This window comes from Pseudomonas sp. TMW22080 (genome assembly GCF_022496745.1).
In the GTDB taxonomy this organism is placed as follows: Bacteria; Pseudomonadota; Gammaproteobacteria; order Pseudomonadales; family Pseudomonadaceae; genus Aquipseudomonas; species Aquipseudomonas bubulae.
In genome coordinates, this window is sequence record NZ_SCFF01000006.1 from 102,297 (window position 1) to 119,636 (window position 17,340).

Genomic DNA, 17,340 nt, shown 5'->3' on the forward strand with positions numbered 1-17,340 from the left:
CGTGAAATAGCGGGAGAGCTCATGAAGCGCTTGTTTTCTGTTCTGGCACTGGGCGCCATCACCTTGCTGGCCGGCTGCGTCAGCCCGCCACCGCGGGCCAACGACCCGTACTACGCACCTGTGCTGCCGCGTACGCCGCTGCCGGCTGCCGCCAACAACGGCTCGATTTACCAGGCCGGTTTCGAGCAGAACCTGTACAGCGACCGCAAGGCGTACCGCATCGGCGACATCATTACCATTACCCTTAATGAGAAGACCCAGGCGAGTAAAAACGCCAACTCGGCGATCGGTAAAAACAGCAACACCAGCATCGGCCTGACCTCGTTGTTCGGCAGCGGCCTGACCACCAACAACCCGCTGGGCGGGGGTGACCTGAGCCTCAATGCCGGTTACAGCGGCAGCCGTGCCACCAAGGGCGACAGCAAGGCCGGGCAGGGCAACAGCCTGACCGGCTCGATCACCGTGACCGTGGCCGACGTGCTGCCCAACGGCATCATCGCCGTGCGCGGTGAAAAGTGGATGACCCTTAACACCGGCGACGAGCTGGTACGCATTGCCGGCCTGGTACGGGCCGATGACATTGCCACTGACAACACTGTGTCTTCGACCCGTGTGGCCGATGCGCGCATCACCTACTCGGGCACCGGTTCTTTTGCCGATGCGAGCCAGCCGGGCTGGTTTGACCGTTTCTTCCTTAGCCCGCTGTTTCCCTTTTAGTGATGAAGCTCACCATGCCCAACCTCAAGCATCTGCTGGCAGCCGTGTTGCTGTTGTCGACCTCCCTGGGCGCCCACGCCGAGCGGTTGAAAGACATCGCCAGCATTTCCGGCGTGCGTTCCAACCAATTGATTGGTTATGGCCTGGTGGTGGGCTTGAATGGTACGGGTGACCAGACCACACAAACCCCGTTTACCCTGCAGACGTTCAATAACATGCTGTCGCAGTTTGGCATCAAGGTACCGCCGGGTTCGGGCAATGTGCAGCTGAAAAACGTTGCGGCGGTGTCCATCAGCGCCGATTTGCCGGCATTCGCCAAGCCGGGGCAGGTGATCGATATCACCGTTTCCTCCATCGGCAACTCCAAAAGCCTGCGCGGCGGTACGCTGCTGCTGACACCGCTTAAAGGCATTGATGGCAATGTGTATGCGGTGGCCCAGGGCAATCTGGTGGTCGGCGGTTTCGATGCCGAAGGCCGCGACGGCTCGAAAATCACCGTCAACGTGCCGTCGGCCGGGCGTATTCCGGGTGGCGCATCGGTTGAGCGGGCCGTACCCAGCGGTTTCAACCAGGGCAACAGCCTGACCCTGAACCTCAATCGCTCGGACTTCACCACCGCCAAGCGTATCGTCGACAAGATCAATGACCTGCTCGGCCCCGGTGTGGCGCAGGCCATCGATGGCGGCTCGGTTCGCGTGACCGCACCACTGGACCCGAGCCAGCGGGTCGACTATCTGTCGATCCTGGAAAACCTCGAAGTCGATCCGGGGCAGGCGGTGGCCAAGGTCATCATCAACTCGCGCACCGGCACCATCGTGATTGGCCAGAACGTCAAGGTTTCGCCCGCCGCAGTGACCCACGGTAGCCTGACCGTGACCATCACCGAAGACCCGATTGTCAGCCAGCCCGGCCCGCTGTCCAACGGCGAGACCGCCGTGGTGCCGCGTTCGCGACTGAATGCCCAGCAGGAAGCCAAGCCGATGTTCAAGTTCGGCCCGGGCACCACCCTCGACGAAATCGTGCGGGCGGTAAACCAGGTCGGCGCAGCGCCAGGGGACTTGATGGCGATTCTCGAAGCGCTGAAACAGGCCGGCGCGCTGCAAGCCGACCTGATCGTGATCTGAGGTCGACGTCATGGATATGCGTAAGAGTGGAGTAGTCAGTGGCAGCGATTCCGGGGCGTTCACCGACCTGAATCGGCTGAACAATCTGAAAGTCGGCGACCGCGAAAGCGACGGCAATATGCGCAAAGTTGCCCAGGAATTCGAGTCGCTGTTTCTCAACGAAATGCTCAAGTCGATGCGCTCGGCCAACGAAGTGCTGGGCAAGGACAACCCGCTCAACACCCCGGCGGCCAAGCAGTATCAGGAAATGTACGACCAGCAATTGTCCGTGACCCTGTCCCGGCAGGGCGGTGGTATCGGCCTGGCCGATGTGTTGATGCGCCAGATGTCGAAAAACAAAGCTGCGGTGCCGGGGGAGGCTGCGGCGACCACGGCGCTGACTGCCGAAGCCAAAGCCCCGGCCGCCACCACCGTCGACAGCCCTTTTGTGCGCTCCAGTGGTCAGCGTCCATTGTGGGCTTCGCGGGTCGCCATTACGCCGCAGGCAGCCGGCGGCGGCCATCAGAATGACATGGCCCTGCTCAATCAGCGCCGTCTGGCGTTGCCGAGCAAGCTGACTGACCGCTTGCTGGCCGGGATCGTGCCATCGGCCGATCCGGCGCGTTCCACGCTCAATACCGCCGCCGTGCCGGGGCGCACTTCGCCGGGGCTGGATGCCGTGCTCAAGGGCAGCCGCCAGCCGATGCTCAGTGCCAGTGGCGTGCACGGGCGCATGCAGGTTTACGGTCGTGCCGTGGCGCAGCCGCCGCTGGCCCCGGCCAAACAGGCCTTCGAGTCGCCGGATGCGTTTGTCGCCACCATGTTGCCGATGGCGCAACAGGCCGCCGACCGCATCGGCGTCGACCCGCTGTACCTGGTGGCGCAAGCCGCACTGGAAACCGGCTGGGGCAAGTCGGTGATGCGCCAGCAAGATGGCAGCAGCAGTCACAACCTGTTCGGCATCAAGGCCACCGGCAGTTGGCAGGGCGCCCAGGCGCGGGCCATCACCAGCGAGTTCAGGGGCGGGCAGATGGTCAAGGAGACAGCGGAATTCCGTTCCTACGATTCCTATCAGGACAGCTTCCATGATCTGGTGACGCTGTTGCAGAGCAACAATCGTTATAAAGAAGTGCTCAATGCGGCCGATAAACCGGAGCAGTTTGTACGCGAATTGCAGAAGGCCGGTTATGCGACCGACCCTGAGTACGCGAGCAAGATTTCGCAGATAGCCAAGCAAATGAAAACCTACCAGAGCTACGCCTCGACGGGTTCTCTCACGAATTTATAAGGTTTGAACCATGGCGAGTTTGATCAACATCGGGATGTCGGGGCTCAACGCCAGTCAGGGCGCATTGGCGACAGTCGGCAACAACATTGCCAACGCCAATACCTCGGGCTATTCGCGTCAGCAGATCGTCCAGGGCAGCGCCGCGTCGCAACAGGTGGGCGGGGTGTTTATCGGCACCGGCACCACCCTGGCCGACGTGCGCCGCGTGTACAATTCCTACCTCGACGCCCAGTTGCAAACCACCACCTCGCTCAATGGCGATGCCCAGGCTTATCTCGACCAGATCGGCACGGTCGACAAACTGCTGTCGGATAAAAACACGGGCGTATCGGCAGCCCTGAGCAGCTTTTTCAGCTCATTGCAAACTGCCGCCGCGGCGCCCGGTGATGTGTCCGCGCGGCAGTTGTTGCTGACCAGTGCGCAAACCCTAAGCAACCGCTTCAACTCGATTTCGACCCAGCTCAACCAGCAGAACGAGGGCATCAACAGCCAGCTGGACACCCTCACCTCGATGGTCAACCAGCACACAGCCACCATTGCTTCGCTGAACAAGCAGATCGCCCAGGCCACCACGGCTGGCAATACGCCGAACAACCTGCTGGATGCGCGTAACGAAGCCGTGCGCAGCCTCAACGAGCTGGTCGGGGTGACGGTTCAGGAGCACGACAACGTCTACGATATTACCCTGGGTACCGGCCAATCGCTGGTGCAGGGCAGCACCTCGAACACGATTTCGGCGGTGCCGGGCAAGGTCGATAAAAGCCAATACAGCATCCAGGTCAACTTCCAGCAATCGAGTTCGGATGTGACCTCGGTGATCAGTGGCGGCAAGATCGGCGGCCTGCTGCGTTACCGCGACGATGTGCTGGCCCCGGCGATGAACGATTTGGGCCGTACAGCCATTGTGGTCGCCGATGCGATCAACCAGCAGCTGGGCCAGGGCCTGGATGCCAATGGCGAGTTCGGCTCGTCGTTGTTCAACAGCATCAACAGTGCCACGGCCATCAGCCAGCGCAGCCAGGCGGCGACCGGAAATATTGGCGCAGGCAACTTCAATGTCAGCATCGCTGACAGCGGCGCGCTGACCGCCTACGACTATCAGGTCACGTTCACCAGCGCCACCGAGTACTCGGTCAAGCGCTCCGACGGCACCGATATGGGGGCGTTCGCTACCACCGACACCCCGGCCAAGGTCATTGACGGCTTCACCCTGGACCTCAAGGGCGGCCCGATGACCGCTGGCGACGCGTTCAAGGTCAGCCCCACCCGCAGTGGTGCAGGCAATATCGGCGTGCAAATGAGCGATGCCAATAAATTGGCATTTGCCGGGCCGCTGGTGGCTGGCCCGGGCAGCTCCAATACCGGTACGGGGGCAGTGGGTAGCCTCAATCTGTCGTCAGCGCTGGATATCTACGGCGGCGTCAATCTGGGCAAAGCGCAAAGCGATATTGAAGGCGCCATGCCGGTGCGCATTGCCTTTGACGAAGCCAGCGCGGATGGCACCCAGAGCTACCGGGTACTGAACGAGGCCGGCAAGGAAATCGGCAAGGGCAGCATCGTGCCGGGCCAGGACAACAAGGTCACGATCAATGTGCCCGTGACCAACGCGGACGGCACCACTACAAACGTGGGGTTCGACACGGTGATCAGCGGTTCGCCGGGCAAGGGTGACAGCTTCGATATCAAGTTCAACAAGGACGGCAAGGCCGACAACCGCAACGCCAACGAACTGCTGGGCCTGCAAACCAAGGCCACAGTGGGCGTAGGCAAGGACGGCACTGGCGGCGTCAGCATGGCTACTTCCTACAGTCAGTTGGTATCCAAGGTGGGCGGTAAAGCCAGCCAGGCGGCGGTCGACGGCACCGCCAATGGCGCGGCTTTGGCCTACGCCAAAGAGGTGCGCAACTCGGTATCCCAGGTCAACCTGGACGAAGAAGCCTCCAACCTGGTCAAGTTCCAGCAGTACTACACCGCCTCGTCGCAGATCATCAAAGCGGCGCAAGCAACCTTCAGCACGCTGATCAACAGTCTTTAAGGGAGCCCGCGACGATGCGTATTTCAACTTCGCAGTTTTTTGAATCGACCAGTGCCACCTACCAGAACAACTTCTCGTCGGTGATCAAGACCCAGAGCCAGATCGACTCCGGCGTGCGCATCCAGACCGCTGCCGATGACCCGGTAGGTGCGGCGCGCCTGCTGCAATTGCAGCAGCAAAAAGACATGCTGGCGCAGTACAGCACCAATATGAACAGCATCAAGTCGTCGCTGGGTGCCCAGGAAGCGGTGCTCGACAGCATCAATAACTCATTGCAAAAAGCCAGTGAACTGGCTCTGGGCGCAGGCAGCGGTAAAAGCGATGCCGATCGCCTGGCCATCGCCAACGAACTGGGCAGCATTGAAGAACAGGTGTTCAGCCTGCTCAACAGCAAGGACGCCTCGGGTAACTATATGTTCTCCGGCTCCAAAACCGACACCCCGCCATACACCCGCAACAATGATGGCACCTACAGCTATCAGGGCGACGATACCCAGCTCAACCTCAAGGTTTCCGACACCCTGACCCTGGCCAGCAGCGACACGGCCAGGAGCATCATGGAAGGCGCGACCAACACCGGGCGTACCCAGGCGACTTTTGTGCCCGGCGTGGATGCCAATGGCGAGCCGACCGTCAATGACGGCAAGCTCTCGGTGTCTGCCGGTCTGGTCACGTCAAGCGCGGTGTTCAACAAGAGTTTCGCCGAAGGCCAGCCCTATAAGCTGAAATTCAGCAGCAGCACCGAGTACACCCTGACTGACCGTGACGGCAATGACCTGACCTCGCAGGTGGCGGGCAACGGGGTGTTCGACCCGACCAAGGATGGCTCGCAGAGCATCAGCCTGCGCGGCGTGTCGTTCGATATCACCCCCAATCTCAAGGACGTACCAGCGGCTGAGCGGGATGCGTTGGTGGCGGGGCGCAGCTTTACGCTTGAGGCCAAGGCGGACACCATCAATACCTCGCGCACGCCGGGCAACGGTTCGACGGCGCAGATTACCAATTCCACGGTGACCGACGCCCAGGCCTATGGCGACAGCTTTCCGAGCAATGGCGCGGTGATCAAATTCACCAGCGCCACTGAATACGAAGTCTATGCCCAGCCGCTGAGCGCCGACAGCAAGTCGATTGCCCAGGGCACTGTTGATGGTGGTGCGCTCGGGATCAAGTTCGACTTCGCTGGAGCACCGCAGGCGGGCGACCAGTTTGTCGTCAACCGCAACAACCACCAGAGCCAGAACGCGCTGGATACCATCAGCCAGTTACGCAAGGCCCTGGAAATCCCCAGCGACAAAGACCCGCTGGCCCAGCAAACGCAAAAGGACGCGATCAACTCCGCGATCGGCAACCTGAAAAACGCCAGTGCCGGCGTTGACAGCGCCCGCGGCTCGATTGGTGCGCGCCTGAAGGCGGTGGATATTCAGGCGGATGAAAATATCAGCCTGGGCCTGGCCAACGACTCCACCACGGCGGCGATCGGCAACACCGACATGGCGGGGGCGTCCATCGAACTGGCGTTCCAGAAAGCCATGCTTGAAGCCTCGCAACTGGCGTTCGTGAAAATCTCCCAGCTGAGCCTGTTCAACCAGCTCTAAACAGCGGTGCAGGGGGGTGATGTGGGAGCGGGCTTGCCCGCGATGCAGGCGACACGGTATGCCGGTGATACCGTGTTGCTGCCATCGCGGGCAAGCCCGCTCCCACAAAATCGCCTTTCTGGCTGTAATGTTTTGTATAAAACCGCACAAAATAGCGTGACCTATGAGTCATAACGGGCATCTTCACTGTATCGTGTGAAACGTACGGGCGGGTGCCGGGCCTTTTTCGGGCTGTTTTGTTTATTTTTACGCACCCACACAAGCCCTTTTATTGTCAGCGCCCCTCGATTATGTGAGCGGGTGATCTCCAGCTATTTAGTATTGGGAAGCCACAATGATTGGCATTAAAAGCATCGCCAGTTACGTGCCAGCAAGCGGTGTAGACAACTACGCGCAGGGCGCGAAGTTCTCCAAAGACGAAGAATTCATTCTGGGCAAGATCGGTTCGGCGTTTCTGCCGCGCAAAGACGCTGACCAGGAAACCTCCGACCTGTGTGTTGAGGCAGTCAACGCACTGTTTATCAACAATCCTCAGCTTAAACGCGAATCCATCGACGCGTTGATCGTCGTTACCCAGAACGGCGACGCTGAAGGCCTGCCGCACACCGCGGCCATTGTCCAGGACAAGCTCGGTCTGCCGACCCACGTTGCCGCCTTTGATATCTCCCTGGGCTGCTCGGGTTATGTCTACGGTATCTACGCGATGAAAGGCTTTATGGAGGCCGCGGGCCTGAAGAACGGTCTGCTGGTGACGGCCGACCCGTACTCGAAAATCGTTGACCCGGAAGACCGCAACACCACCATGCTGTTCGGCGACGCCGCCACCGCTACCTGGATGGGCGAAGACGCTCCCTGGCAGCTGGGCAAGGCCAAGTTCGGCACCGACGGTTCCGGTGCGCCGCATCTGAAAGTCAGTGATGGTGTGTTCTTTATGAATGGCCGCCAGGTGTTCAACTTCGCGCTGCTCAAAGTGCCTGCGCACTTGAACGAGTTGCTGGAAGAGTCCGAGCTGACCTCCAAGGACATTGACGCATTCTGCATCCACCAGGGCAGTGCGGCCATCGTTGACGCCGTGGCCCGTCGCTTTGAAGGCGAGCCGGAGAAATTTATCAAGGATATGGTCGAGACCGGCAACACCGTGTCCTCGAGCATTCCGCTGCTGCTGGAAAAGCACGTGATGGATGCCACCTGGAAGCGGGTGGCGCTGAGCGGCTTTGGTGTGGGCCTGTCGTGGGGCTCGGCGATTATCTATCGCCCGTAAGCATTACGTTGAAACACAAAACGCCCGTGGCCCTAAAGCCATGGGCGTTTTGCTTTCTGGCAGGGCTGATTGAAACTGTGGGAGCGGGCTTGCTCGCGATGGCATCACCCTGGTTTGCCTGAAGCACCGCGTCGCCCGAATCGCGAGCAAACCCGCTCCCACACTGGGGGGTGCCCGGCAGCTCATCGCCCCGCTAACCCCCTGAATTACAAGGCATGGCCCCCTTGCCTGCAAAAAAAATCAAAATAAACCTCAAGCAACCTGCGTTTACGACGATAACCATTACGAAGGTTCTCTAGGCCACACCCGGCGGTTGCCAGGGCCGGAAGCCGCAGTATTCATCCAATGAGGATTTCGTCATGGCTTTATCAGTAAACACTAACGTCACGTCCCAGACCGTTCAGAAGAACCTGAACAAAGCCGGCGACTCGTTGAGCACCTCGATGACCCGTCTGTCCTCCGGCCTGAAAATCAACAGCGCCAAAGACGACGCTGCCGGCATGCAGATCGCCAACCGTCTGACTTCCCAGACCAAAGGCATGACCGTTGCCATCGCCAACGCCAACAACGGCTCGTCGATTGCACAGACTGCTGAGGGCGCGATGCAAGAGTCGACCAACATTCTGCAACGTTTGCGTGAACTGGCCCTGCAGTCCGCGAACGGTGATAAAAGCGACGCCGACCGTGCGTCCCTGCAACAAGAATTTACTGCGAAAACCGGTGAACTGACCCGTATCGCACAAACCACTACCTACGGTGGTCGTAACATCCTGGACGGTTCGTTCACCAACCAGTCTTTCCAGGTCGGTGCTGATGCCAACCAGACCATTTCGTTCGGCATGACCGATATCAGCGCTACTGGTTTGAAGGGTTCTTACAGCGAAGCTACTACAAGTGGTACTGCGTTGAAGGGTTTGAGTGCTACTACAACTGGTACGACTTTGGGTTTTGCAGCTACGACTTCAGTAGGTACTGCAGATGCTGGCGCGACACTTGTCACTGACAAATTCAGGCTCAACGGCGTTGAAATCTCATTGACAGCTGCTGATGCGGGTGCTGCCGCTTCTGCTGCAGCTCTGACAGCTATTAATGCCAAAACAGCTGAAACTGGTGTTACTGCTACTGCTGATGATACTGGCAAGATAACCTTATCCGCGAAGGGCGATATCAAGCTTGAAGCTAGTGCTGCAGCAGGCAACCCTACTGATGGTTTGGCCAGTCTCAAGTTAACAGCTGGTACGCAGTCTCCTGTAACTGGTGCTGCTGGTGCTATTTCTGTTAACGGTGCTTCGGTGACATGGACGGAAACTGATAAAGTTTCTGACGTTCTAGCCGACATTGCAGCCGAAGCGGGGACAGGAGCGACGGCAACATATAAAGATGGCCGTATCACGCTCACTTCCGGTGACGGTAAGGACATTAAGCTGTCCAACACAGATGGTGGTTCTTTGGCTCAATTGGGGCTGTCGGCTGGAACGTCGCAAGCTAAGTTGAAAGCAGATACCTCGATCGAGCTGAATGGTGTCGAAGTTAAGTTCAAGAAGGGTGATACTACTGACACCATCGTCTCCTCTATCAACAGTGCAAGCACGGGCGTAACAGCTAGTAAAAACACTGATGGTACCTTGAAACTGTTCTCCAACAAGGACATCACTGTTAAGGACGGCAGCGCAGGTACTGGCCTGACAGCGTTGGGTTTGACCAACTCCGCAGCAGGTACAGGTACAACAGCGGCCACCACCGTAGAAACCACCGTATCCGACCTGAGCATCCTGTCCGCCGCTGACTCCCAGCGTACCGTCCAGGCTCTGGCTGACGCGATCCAGCAGATCGACACCCAACGTTCCGCCCTGGGTGCCGTACAAAACCGTTTCACCAGCACCGTGGCCAACCTGCAGAGCATTTCCGAGAACTCCACCGCTGCACTGGGTCGTGTTCAGGATACTGACTTCGCATCCGAAGCCGCCGAGCTGACCAAGCAGCAAACCCTGCAACAGGCATCCACCGCGATCCTGTCCCAGGCTAACCAGCTGCCTTCCGCTGTAATGAAACTGCTTCAGTAATTTCAGCGCTGGGTTGAGAACAAAAGGGCGCGTTTACGTGCCCTTTTGTTTTTTCAGCATTTACTGCTTGAAGGTGGCACGAATTGTGAAGCTGCCTGCAGTCTTGGCACTTGCTTCGTCAATAAAGCGGTAGCCACCGGACAAGGAGAATACAGATGGCCAGTTCTACGATTACCGGCGTCGGTTCGGGTTTTGACACCATCGGGATTGTGAAAGCCTTGGTTGATGCTGAAAAAGCACCCAAGCAAAGCCAGATTACTGCGCAACAAAAAGACACCACCATTCAGCTGTCCGCCGTGGGCACGGTGAAGGCTTCGCTGGAAAGCTATCGCACAGCCATTGCCAAGCTCAACAGCGTTTCCAGTTTCAACGGTTTGACCGCTTCGTCCACGGACGAGAAAATTTCCAAGGTCACCATCGATGACAAAGCGTCCAGCGGCAAGTACGCGCTGAACGTCACTCAGTTGGCGACCTCTTCCAAAATCACCAGCAAGGTGTTTGAAGGCGGCGCGTCGGCGTCGGTCAACTCCAGTGAGCAAGACCAGACCCTGACCATCTCCCAGTCCGGTGACAGCTATGACGTCAAGATCCCGGCTGGCGCGACCATGCAGCAGACCCGTGACGCCATCAACACCCAGCTGCAGTCCAAGGGCATCAGCGCCAACGTGCTGACTGACGCCAACGGCTCGCGCCTGGTGATCGGCTCTCAGACCACGGGCAAGGGCACCGATATCACCATCAGCGGTGACTCGGAGCTGGCCACTGGCTATAGCGCCGGTAAACCGCCGGTGAATGCCGAATACACCATCGATGACATTGCGATGGAGTCGTCGAGCAACAAGATCACTTCGGCCATCAGTGGCGTGACCCTGGAGTTGCTCGATACCAAGGCCTCCACCATCACCGTGGCCTCCAATACCGACACCCTGAAGACCTCGGTGCAGTCGTTTGTCACGGCCTACAATGCGCTGCTGACCAGCATCAATACCCAGACCAAGGTCACCGCCACCGGTGACGCGGCAACCACCACCTCGGGCGCCCTGACCGGTGATGCGTCGATGCGCCAGCTGGTCAACGGCCTGCGCGGCGAGTTATTGCAAAACTCCGGGACTTCGAGTGTTGGTAACCTGGCGCAAATGGGCATCAGCACCGACCAGAAAACCGGCCTGCTGACCCTCGATGACACCAAGTGGAAAGCGGCGGTGGCAACCCCCAATGGCGCGATCGAGATTGCTAAGGTGTTTACCGGTGACACCGGTCTGATCACGCGCATGACCAAGGCCACCGAGAGTTATGTCGGCAGCTCGGGTTTGCTGGCCACTCGCGCCACGGACCTGAACACCAAGCTCACCGACCTGACCACCCAGCAGGCGGACCTGGACCGGCGCATGGAGTCGATGAAAACCACCCTGACTGCCAAGTACACGGCCATGGATGGTTTGATCGCCAAAATCAACGCCAGCAGTTCCAGCATCATGACCACGCTCAATTCCTTGAATAACCCTAAATCCGACTGATTTGCCGCGCCCTGGCCGCTAAAGCTTTGGGCGCTGCAGTCGATAAAAAGATCAAGAACCAAGCATTTTTGCCTGACACCGTAATGAGGTAAGAACATGAACCCGATGCGCGCCCTTCGTCAGTATCAGAAGGTTAATTCCCACGCTCAAATCTCCGAAGCCAGCCCCCATCGTCTGATTCAGATGTTGATGGAAGGCGGTCTGGACCGTATGGCCCAGGCCAAGGGCGCGATGAGCCGTGGTGATATCCCGCAGAAGGCCATGCTGATTACCAAGGCCATCGATATCATCACCGGCCTGCGTCAGGGCCTGGATGAAGAAAAGACCGATGACAAGGCCGCGCTGGAGCAACTGGACAGCCTGTACGAGTACATGGCCGTGCGCCTGACCCTGGCCAATGCCAAGAACGACCCGGAAATCATCGATGAAGTGGCGCGCCTGCTGATCACTGTAAAAAGTGGTTGGGATGCCATCGCCCCGCAATAAGCCAGAGGAGTGCGTCATGAGCCAACTGCAACGTATTCAGGAAACCCGCGAAGCGCTGATTGATGCCCTGGCCGAGCGCAACTGGGATGCCATCGGCGAGCTGGATTCGGCCTGTCGGGTGTGTGTCGAGAATGTGCTGGACGAAGCGCCACTGGACGAGGCTGTTTTGCGCGAAAATCTGGAGGGGTTATTGGTGGTGTATCGCATGTTGCTGGAGGCGGCTACTGATGAGCGCCAGGCAGTCGTTGAGCAGATGGGGCAGATCAACCAAGCAAAAAATGCGTCAAAGGTTTACCATCTATTCGGTTAAGGCCTAAAGAATATGTGGTTAATTGCGTTTTAAACCGCCATAAATTTGACTCGGCACAGTTTTTTGACTTAACTAGCACGTTATTCTGTATTCAGTCGTCTTAGATATCCAACAGGGTTAGGACGTCTACATATGTCCTGCCATCCGGGGCATTGAGTTGACTAGGGAAGTTGCTATTGCATGTGGCGTGAAACCAAAATCCTGCTGATCGATGACGATAGCGTCCGCCGCCGTGATTTGGCGGTGATCCTGAATTTTCTTGGCGAAGAAAATCTGACCAGCCCCAGCCACGAATGGGAGCAGGCTGTCAGTGCCTTGCCGTCCAGTCGCGAAGTGCTTTGCGTGCTGGTCGGCACCGTGAGTACTGCCGGTGGCCTATCAGGACTGCTTAAGACACTGGCCGCGTGGGATGAGTTCCTGCCGATCATGCTTTTAGGTGAAGTTTCTTCTCTCGACCTGCCTGAAGACCAGCGCCGCCGGGTGTTGTCCAGCCTCGAAATGCCCCCCAGCTACAGCAAATTGCTTGATTCCCTGCACCGTGCCCAGGTCTATCGCGAGATGTATGACCAGGCCCGCGAGCGCGGCCGTCATCGTGAGCCCAACCTGTTCCGCAGCCTGGTCGGTACCAGCCGGGCGATCCAGCATGTGCGCCAGATGATGCAGCAAGTGGCCGATACCGATGCCAGCGTGCTGATCCTCGGTGAGTCCGGCACCGGCAAGGAAGTGGTGGCGCGCAATCTGCATTACCATTCCAAGCGTCGCGATGCGCCGTTTGTGCCGGTCAACTGTGGGGCGATTCCTGCCGAGCTGCTCGAAAGCGAGCTGTTTGGCCATGAGAAGGGCGCCTTTACCGGGGCCATCACCAGTCGTGCCGGGCGTTTTGAACTGGCCAATGGCGGCACGCTGTTCCTCGACGAAATCGGCGATATGCCGCTGCCGATGCAGGTCAAGCTGTTACGTGTGTTGCAGGAACGTACATTTGAGCGTGTGGGCAGCAACAAGACCCAGTGTGCCGATGTGCGGATCATTGCCGCCACCCACAAAAACCTTGAAAGCATGATTGAAGTCGGCGCCTTCCGCGAAGACCTGTACTACCGCCTCAACGTATTCCCGATTGAAATGGCACCGCTGCGTGAGCGGGTCGAAGATATTCCGTTGCTGATGAACGAGCTGATTTCGCGCATGGAGCACGAAAAACGCGGTTCGATCCGCTTCAATTCCGCCGCCATCATGTCGTTGTGCCGTCATGCATGGCCGGGTAACGTCCGCGAACTGGCCAATCTGGTGGAGCGCATGGCGATCATGCATCCGTACGGGGTGATTGGCGTTGTTGAGCTGCCGAAAAAATTCCGCTACGTGGATGACGAGGACGAGCAACTGGTCGACAGCCTGCGCAGCGATATGGAAGAGCGCGTGGCGATCAACAATGCCACGACTGACTTCGTGGCCAGTGCCAATGCGATGCTGCCGCCCGAAGGGCTGGACCTCAAGGACTACCTGGGCGGGCTGGAGCAGGGTTTGATCCAGCAGGCACTGGATGACGCCAACGGCATCGTTGCGCGGGCGGCAGAGCGTCTGCGGATTCGTCGTACCACCCTGGTGGAAAAAATGCGCAAGTACGGCATGAGCCGTCGCGAAGGTGAAGAGCAGGCGGATGATTGACGCGTGACTTTGTGGGAGCGGGCTTGCTCGCGATAGCATCACCGCGTTATTCCTGACACTGCGAGGCGCCCAAATCGCGAGCAAGCCCGCTCCCACATAAGCCGGGGCTGGCATAGCGGTTCGCTTGTGTTAGCTATTCAGGCACGGGTATTGCTTCGCTTGGTGTAACGGACCGTTTTATGACGGTCAGCCCAGCGAGTACGCCCCATGCCTCAAGCCGCCGTCCAGTTGTCCTCGGCCCCCGATCCCTACAGTTTGCTGGAAGCCCGCGTCTCGGAGCTGACCGGCGAGCTGGCAGTGGTCAGTGCGCAGCGCATGGCCGAGCTTGCAGAGAAAGAGCGGCTGGCCAATCGCTTGCAACACCTGCTCGATCTGCTCCCAGGCGGGATCATCGTGATTGATGATCGTGGTCGCGTGCGCGAGGCCAACCCCGCAGCCTGCGAGCTGTTGGGCCTGCCGCTGGAAGGCGAGTTGTGGCGCCATGTGATTGCCCGCTGTTTTGCACCTCGGGAAGACGACGGCCACGAAGTATCGCTCAAGGACGGTCGGCGCCTGTCGATTGCCACCCGTTCGCTTGACCCTGAGCCCGGGCAACTGGTGTTGCTCAATGACCTGACAGAAACCCGGCGCCTGCAAGACCAGCTCGCCCGCCATGAGCGCCTGTCGTCTCTGGGGCGCATGGTTGCTTCCCTGGCACACCAGATTCGTACGCCGTTGTCGGCCGCGCTGATCTACGCCAGTCATCTCACCGAGCAGGCGCTGCCGGTGGAAACCCAGCAGCGCTTCGCCGGGCGTCTCAAGGAGCGCCTGCACGAGCTGGAACATCAGGTGCGCGACATGCTGGTATTTGCGCGTGGCGAACTGCCGCTTACGGACAGGGTCACCCCCAAAGTATTGATGCAGGCCCTGCAAGCCGCCGCGCAAACCCATGTGCAGGGTGTGGCGATCCGCTGGCAGTGCGATGCCTACACGGGGCAGTTGCTGTGCAATCGCGATACCCTGGTCGGCGCGCTGCTCAACCTGATCGAAAACGCCCTGCAGGCCGGTACGCCACAGGTGCGGCTCAAGGTGCATCTGTATCGCCGCGACAACAGTTTAAGGGTGTGTGTCAGCGACAACGGCAGTGGCATTGAGCCGCAAGTGCTGGCGCGCCTGGGCGAGCCGTTTTTCACCACCAAGGCCACTGGTACAGGTCTGGGCCTCGCGGTGGTCAATGCCGTGGTGCGTGCGCACCAGGGGCAATTGCAATTACGTTCGCGGCTGGGGCGTGGCACCTGTGCCTTGCTCAGCTTGCCGCTGATTCCCGTTGTAGCGGAGGCAAACTGATGGTGATGCGAATTAACGTGCTGTTGGTTGAGGACGACCATGCGTTGCGTGAGGCCCTGGCAGACACACTGTTGCTGGCAGGTCACGGTTTTCGCGCCGTCTGTTCGGGGGAAGAAGCCCTGGCTGCGGTGATGCTGGAGCCGTTCAGCCTGGTGATCAGTGACGTCAATATGCCCGGTATGGATGGCCATCAGTTGCTGGCCCGCCTGCGCGCCTGCCAGCCGCAATTGCCGGTGCTGCTGATGACGGCTCACGGTGCCGTAGAGCGGGCGGTGGATGCCATGCGTGAAGGGGCGGTGGATTATCTGGTCAAGCCGTTCGAGCCCAAAGCCTTGCTCGATCTGGTGGCCCGCCATGCTCTGGGCAGCCTCGGCGTGGCCGACAGCGAAGGGCCGGTGGCGGTGGAACCGGCCAGCGCACAGTTGCTGGAGCTGGCGGCACGGGTGGCGCGCAGTGATGCCACGGTACTGATCTCGGGCGAGTCGGGCACTGGCAAAGAGGTGCTGGCCCGTTATATCCACCAGCATTCCCATCGGGTGGATCGGCCGTTTGTGGCGATCAATTGTGCGGCGATCCCCGACAATATGCTCGAGGCGACCCTGTTTGGTCATGAAAAAGGCGCCTTCACCGGCGCCATTGCCGCCCAGGCCGGCAAGTTCGAGCAGGCTGATGGCGGCACCTTGCTGCTGGATGAAATTTCCGAAATGCCCTTGGGTTTGCAGGCCAAGCTGCTGCGCGTATTGCAAGAGCGCGAAGTTGAACGGGTGGGCGGGCGCAAGCCGGTTGCGCTGGATATCCGTGTTGTCGCCACCACCAACCGCGACCTGGCGGGGGAGGTGGCAGCGGGGCGTTTTCGCGAAGATCTGTACTACCGCCTTTCGGTATTCCCCCTGGCCTGGAGGCCGCTGCGTGAGCGCATCGCCGATATCCTGCCGCTGGCAGAGCGGCTGCTGGCCAAACACATCAGCAAAATGAAGCACACTGCTGTAGGGTTTTCGCCCGATGCCAAGGCGTGCCTGAGTGCATACCCGTGGCCGGGCAACGTGCGCGAACTGGATAACGCGATTCAGCGGGCGCTGATCTTGCAGCAGCGCGGCTTGATCGAGGCGGCAGATTTTTGCCTGGCCGGGCCTGTGGCCTGTGCACCTTTGCCGCCATTGACGCGCCCTGAGCCGCTGGCGGTGGAAGTTGTGGAGTCGGCGGGCGGCTTGGGCGATGATCTGCGCCGGCGTGAGTTTCAGATGATTATCGACACCTTGCGTGCCGAGCGCGGGCGACGCAAGGAAGCTTCCGAGCGTCTGGGCATCAGCCCGCGCACCTTGCGCTACAAGCTGGCGCAAATGCGTGATGCGGGGATGGATGTTGAGGCTTATTTGTTTGCGGCAACCTGAGAACGTCACTAAACCCCTGTGGGAGCGGGCTTGCCCGCGAAGGCATCACCGCGCAGCGCCTGATTCACCGCGTCGATTAAATCGCGGGCAAGCCCGCTCCCGCAGGGGCAGGTGTTATCCTTGTCTGCGACGTTTTGTAACGTTAATTGTTATAAAACGGCAAGGAGCTGGCACCCTTGTTGCTACACCTCAATATGCGCTGTGAAAGTGTCAAAAAAATGCGGGTCGTCGGAGGCACTGGTCCATGAGCCAAGGTATTGAATTTAATCGATTGATGTTGGACATGCGGGCCATGCAGATGGACGCCATGGCACAACCGAAATCGGCTGTGCAGGCCGCTCCCGAAGCGGGTGCCAGCAGCTTCTCCGACATGCTCGGTAATGCGATCAACAAGGTCAGCGAAACCCAGCAGGCGTCGAGTCAGCTGTCCAACGCGTTCGAGATCGGTAAAAGCGGTGTCGACCTGACTGACGTGATGATCGCCTCCCAAAAGGCCAGCGTTTCCTTTCAGGCCTTGACCCAAGTACGTAACAAGCTGGTTCAGGCTTACCAAGACATCATGCAGATGCCGGTTTAAGGGCGATAT

Annotated in this window: 14 protein-coding genes; all 14 read left to right on the forward strand. The window is 59.2% G+C overall.

The window, feature by feature from the left end:
- Positions 1–21 precede the first annotated feature (21 nt).
- Entirely contained in the window at positions 22–717 is a 696-nt protein-coding gene (flgH, locus tag EQV96_RS20035) for a flagellar basal body L-ring protein FlgH (RefSeq protein ID WP_095002627.1), read from the forward strand.
- 14 nt (positions 718–731) lie between these two features.
- Positions 732–1,841 (forward strand): flagellar basal body P-ring protein FlgI, encoded by a 1,110-nt coding sequence (locus tag EQV96_RS20040; protein ID WP_095002626.1) that lies wholly within the window; start codon positions 732–734, stop codon positions 1,839–1,841.
- Positions 1,842–1,851: 10 nt separating this feature from the next.
- Positions 1,852–3,108, forward strand: coding sequence for a flagellar assembly peptidoglycan hydrolase FlgJ (flgJ, locus tag EQV96_RS20045; protein ID WP_240882291.1), 1,257 nt, complete (start codon positions 1,852–1,854; stop codon positions 3,106–3,108).
- 10 nt (positions 3,109–3,118) lie between these two features.
- Positions 3,119–5,143 carry a flagellar hook-associated protein FlgK gene (gene flgK / locus EQV96_RS20050; protein ID WP_095002624.1) on the forward strand — a complete coding sequence of 675 codons (2,025 nt, stop codon included), beginning with the start codon at positions 3,119–3,121 and terminating at the stop codon, positions 5,141–5,143.
- A 14-nt stretch (positions 5,144–5,157) separates the two neighbouring features.
- Entirely contained in the window at positions 5,158–6,738 is a 1,581-nt protein-coding gene (locus EQV96_RS20055) for a flagellar hook-associated protein 3 (protein ID WP_240882292.1), read from the forward strand.
- A gap of 334 nt (positions 6,739–7,072) precedes the next feature.
- Positions 7,073–7,999 carry a ketoacyl-ACP synthase III gene (locus EQV96_RS20060; protein ID WP_095002622.1) on the forward strand — a complete coding sequence of 309 codons (927 nt, stop codon included), beginning with the start codon at positions 7,073–7,075 and terminating at the stop codon, positions 7,997–7,999.
- Between the two features lie 359 nt (positions 8,000–8,358).
- Complete coding sequence (locus EQV96_RS20065; RefSeq protein ID WP_095025525.1) at positions 8,359–10,062, forward strand: flagellin; 1,704 nt, start codon at positions 8,359–8,361, stop codon at positions 10,060–10,062.
- Between the two features lie 155 nt (positions 10,063–10,217).
- Positions 10,218–11,579, forward strand: coding sequence for a flagellar filament capping protein FliD (gene fliD / locus EQV96_RS20070; RefSeq protein ID WP_240882293.1), 1,362 nt, complete (start codon positions 10,218–10,220; stop codon positions 11,577–11,579).
- 96 nt (positions 11,580–11,675) lie between these two features.
- Positions 11,676–12,065 carry a flagellar export chaperone FliS gene (fliS, locus tag EQV96_RS20075; protein ID WP_016781581.1) on the forward strand — a complete coding sequence of 130 codons (390 nt, stop codon included), beginning with the start codon at positions 11,676–11,678 and terminating at the stop codon, positions 12,063–12,065.
- A gap of 16 nt (positions 12,066–12,081) precedes the next feature.
- Complete coding sequence (locus EQV96_RS20080; RefSeq protein ID WP_095002618.1) at positions 12,082–12,375, forward strand: flagellar protein FliT; 294 nt, start codon at positions 12,082–12,084, stop codon at positions 12,373–12,375.
- A gap of 180 nt (positions 12,376–12,555) precedes the next feature.
- Complete coding sequence (locus tag EQV96_RS20085; RefSeq protein ID WP_095002617.1) at positions 12,556–14,037, forward strand: sigma-54 dependent transcriptional regulator; 1,482 nt, start codon at positions 12,556–12,558, stop codon at positions 14,035–14,037.
- 207 nt (positions 14,038–14,244) lie between these two features.
- Positions 14,245–15,363 carry an ATP-binding protein gene (locus tag EQV96_RS20090; RefSeq protein WP_095002616.1) on the forward strand — a complete coding sequence of 373 codons (1,119 nt, stop codon included), beginning with the start codon at positions 14,245–14,247 and terminating at the stop codon, positions 15,361–15,363.
- 5 nt (positions 15,364–15,368) lie between these two features.
- Positions 15,369–16,754: a sigma-54 dependent transcriptional regulator gene (locus EQV96_RS20095; protein ID WP_095021128.1), complete on the forward strand. Its 1,386-nt coding sequence runs from the start codon at positions 15,369–15,371 to the stop codon at positions 16,752–16,754.
- A gap of 244 nt (positions 16,755–16,998) precedes the next feature.
- The gene (gene fliE, locus EQV96_RS20100; RefSeq protein WP_016781577.1) at positions 16,999–17,331 is read left to right on the forward strand and encodes a flagellar hook-basal body complex protein FliE; all 333 of its coding nucleotides are present in this window, start codon (positions 16,999–17,001) and stop codon (positions 17,329–17,331) included.
- The last annotated feature ends 9 nt before the right edge of the window (positions 17,332–17,340 follow it).

Excerpts from the sequence above, each read along its gene's own strand:
- flgH (WP_095002627.1), top strand. The coding sequence starts at position 22 with ATGAAGCGCTTGTTTTCTGTTCTGGCACTGGGCGCCATCACCTTGCTG.
- EQV96_RS20080 (WP_095002618.1), top strand. The coding sequence starts at position 12,082 with ATGAGCCAACTGCAACGTATTCAGGAAACCCGCGAAGCGCTGATTGAT.
- flgK (WP_095002624.1), top strand. The coding sequence starts at position 3,119 with ATGGCGAGTTTGATCAACATCGGGATGTCGGGGCTCAACGCCAGTCAG.
- flgJ (WP_240882291.1), top strand. The coding sequence starts at position 1,852 with ATGGATATGCGTAAGAGTGGAGTAGTCAGTGGCAGCGATTCCGGGGCG.
- fliS (WP_016781581.1), top strand. The coding sequence starts at position 11,676 with ATGAACCCGATGCGCGCCCTTCGTCAGTATCAGAAGGTTAATTCCCAC.
- EQV96_RS20040 (WP_095002626.1), top strand. The coding sequence starts at position 732 with ATGCCCAACCTCAAGCATCTGCTGGCAGCCGTGTTGCTGTTGTCGACC.
- EQV96_RS20060 (WP_095002622.1), top strand. The coding sequence starts at position 7,073 with ATGATTGGCATTAAAAGCATCGCCAGTTACGTGCCAGCAAGCGGTGTA.
- EQV96_RS20065 (WP_095025525.1), top strand. The coding sequence starts at position 8,359 with ATGGCTTTATCAGTAAACACTAACGTCACGTCCCAGACCGTTCAGAAG.
- EQV96_RS20055 (WP_240882292.1), top strand. The coding sequence starts at position 5,158 with ATGCGTATTTCAACTTCGCAGTTTTTTGAATCGACCAGTGCCACCTAC.
- fliD (WP_240882293.1), top strand. The coding sequence starts at position 10,218 with ATGGCCAGTTCTACGATTACCGGCGTCGGTTCGGGTTTTGACACCATC.
- EQV96_RS20090 (WP_095002616.1), top strand. The coding sequence starts at position 14,245 with ATGCCTCAAGCCGCCGTCCAGTTGTCCTCGGCCCCCGATCCCTACAGT.
- EQV96_RS20085 (WP_095002617.1), top strand. The coding sequence starts at position 12,556 with ATGTGGCGTGAAACCAAAATCCTGCTGATCGATGACGATAGCGTCCGC.
- EQV96_RS20095 (WP_095021128.1), top strand. The coding sequence starts at position 15,369 with ATGCGAATTAACGTGCTGTTGGTTGAGGACGACCATGCGTTGCGTGAG.
- fliE (WP_016781577.1), top strand. The coding sequence starts at position 16,999 with ATGAGCCAAGGTATTGAATTTAATCGATTGATGTTGGACATGCGGGCC.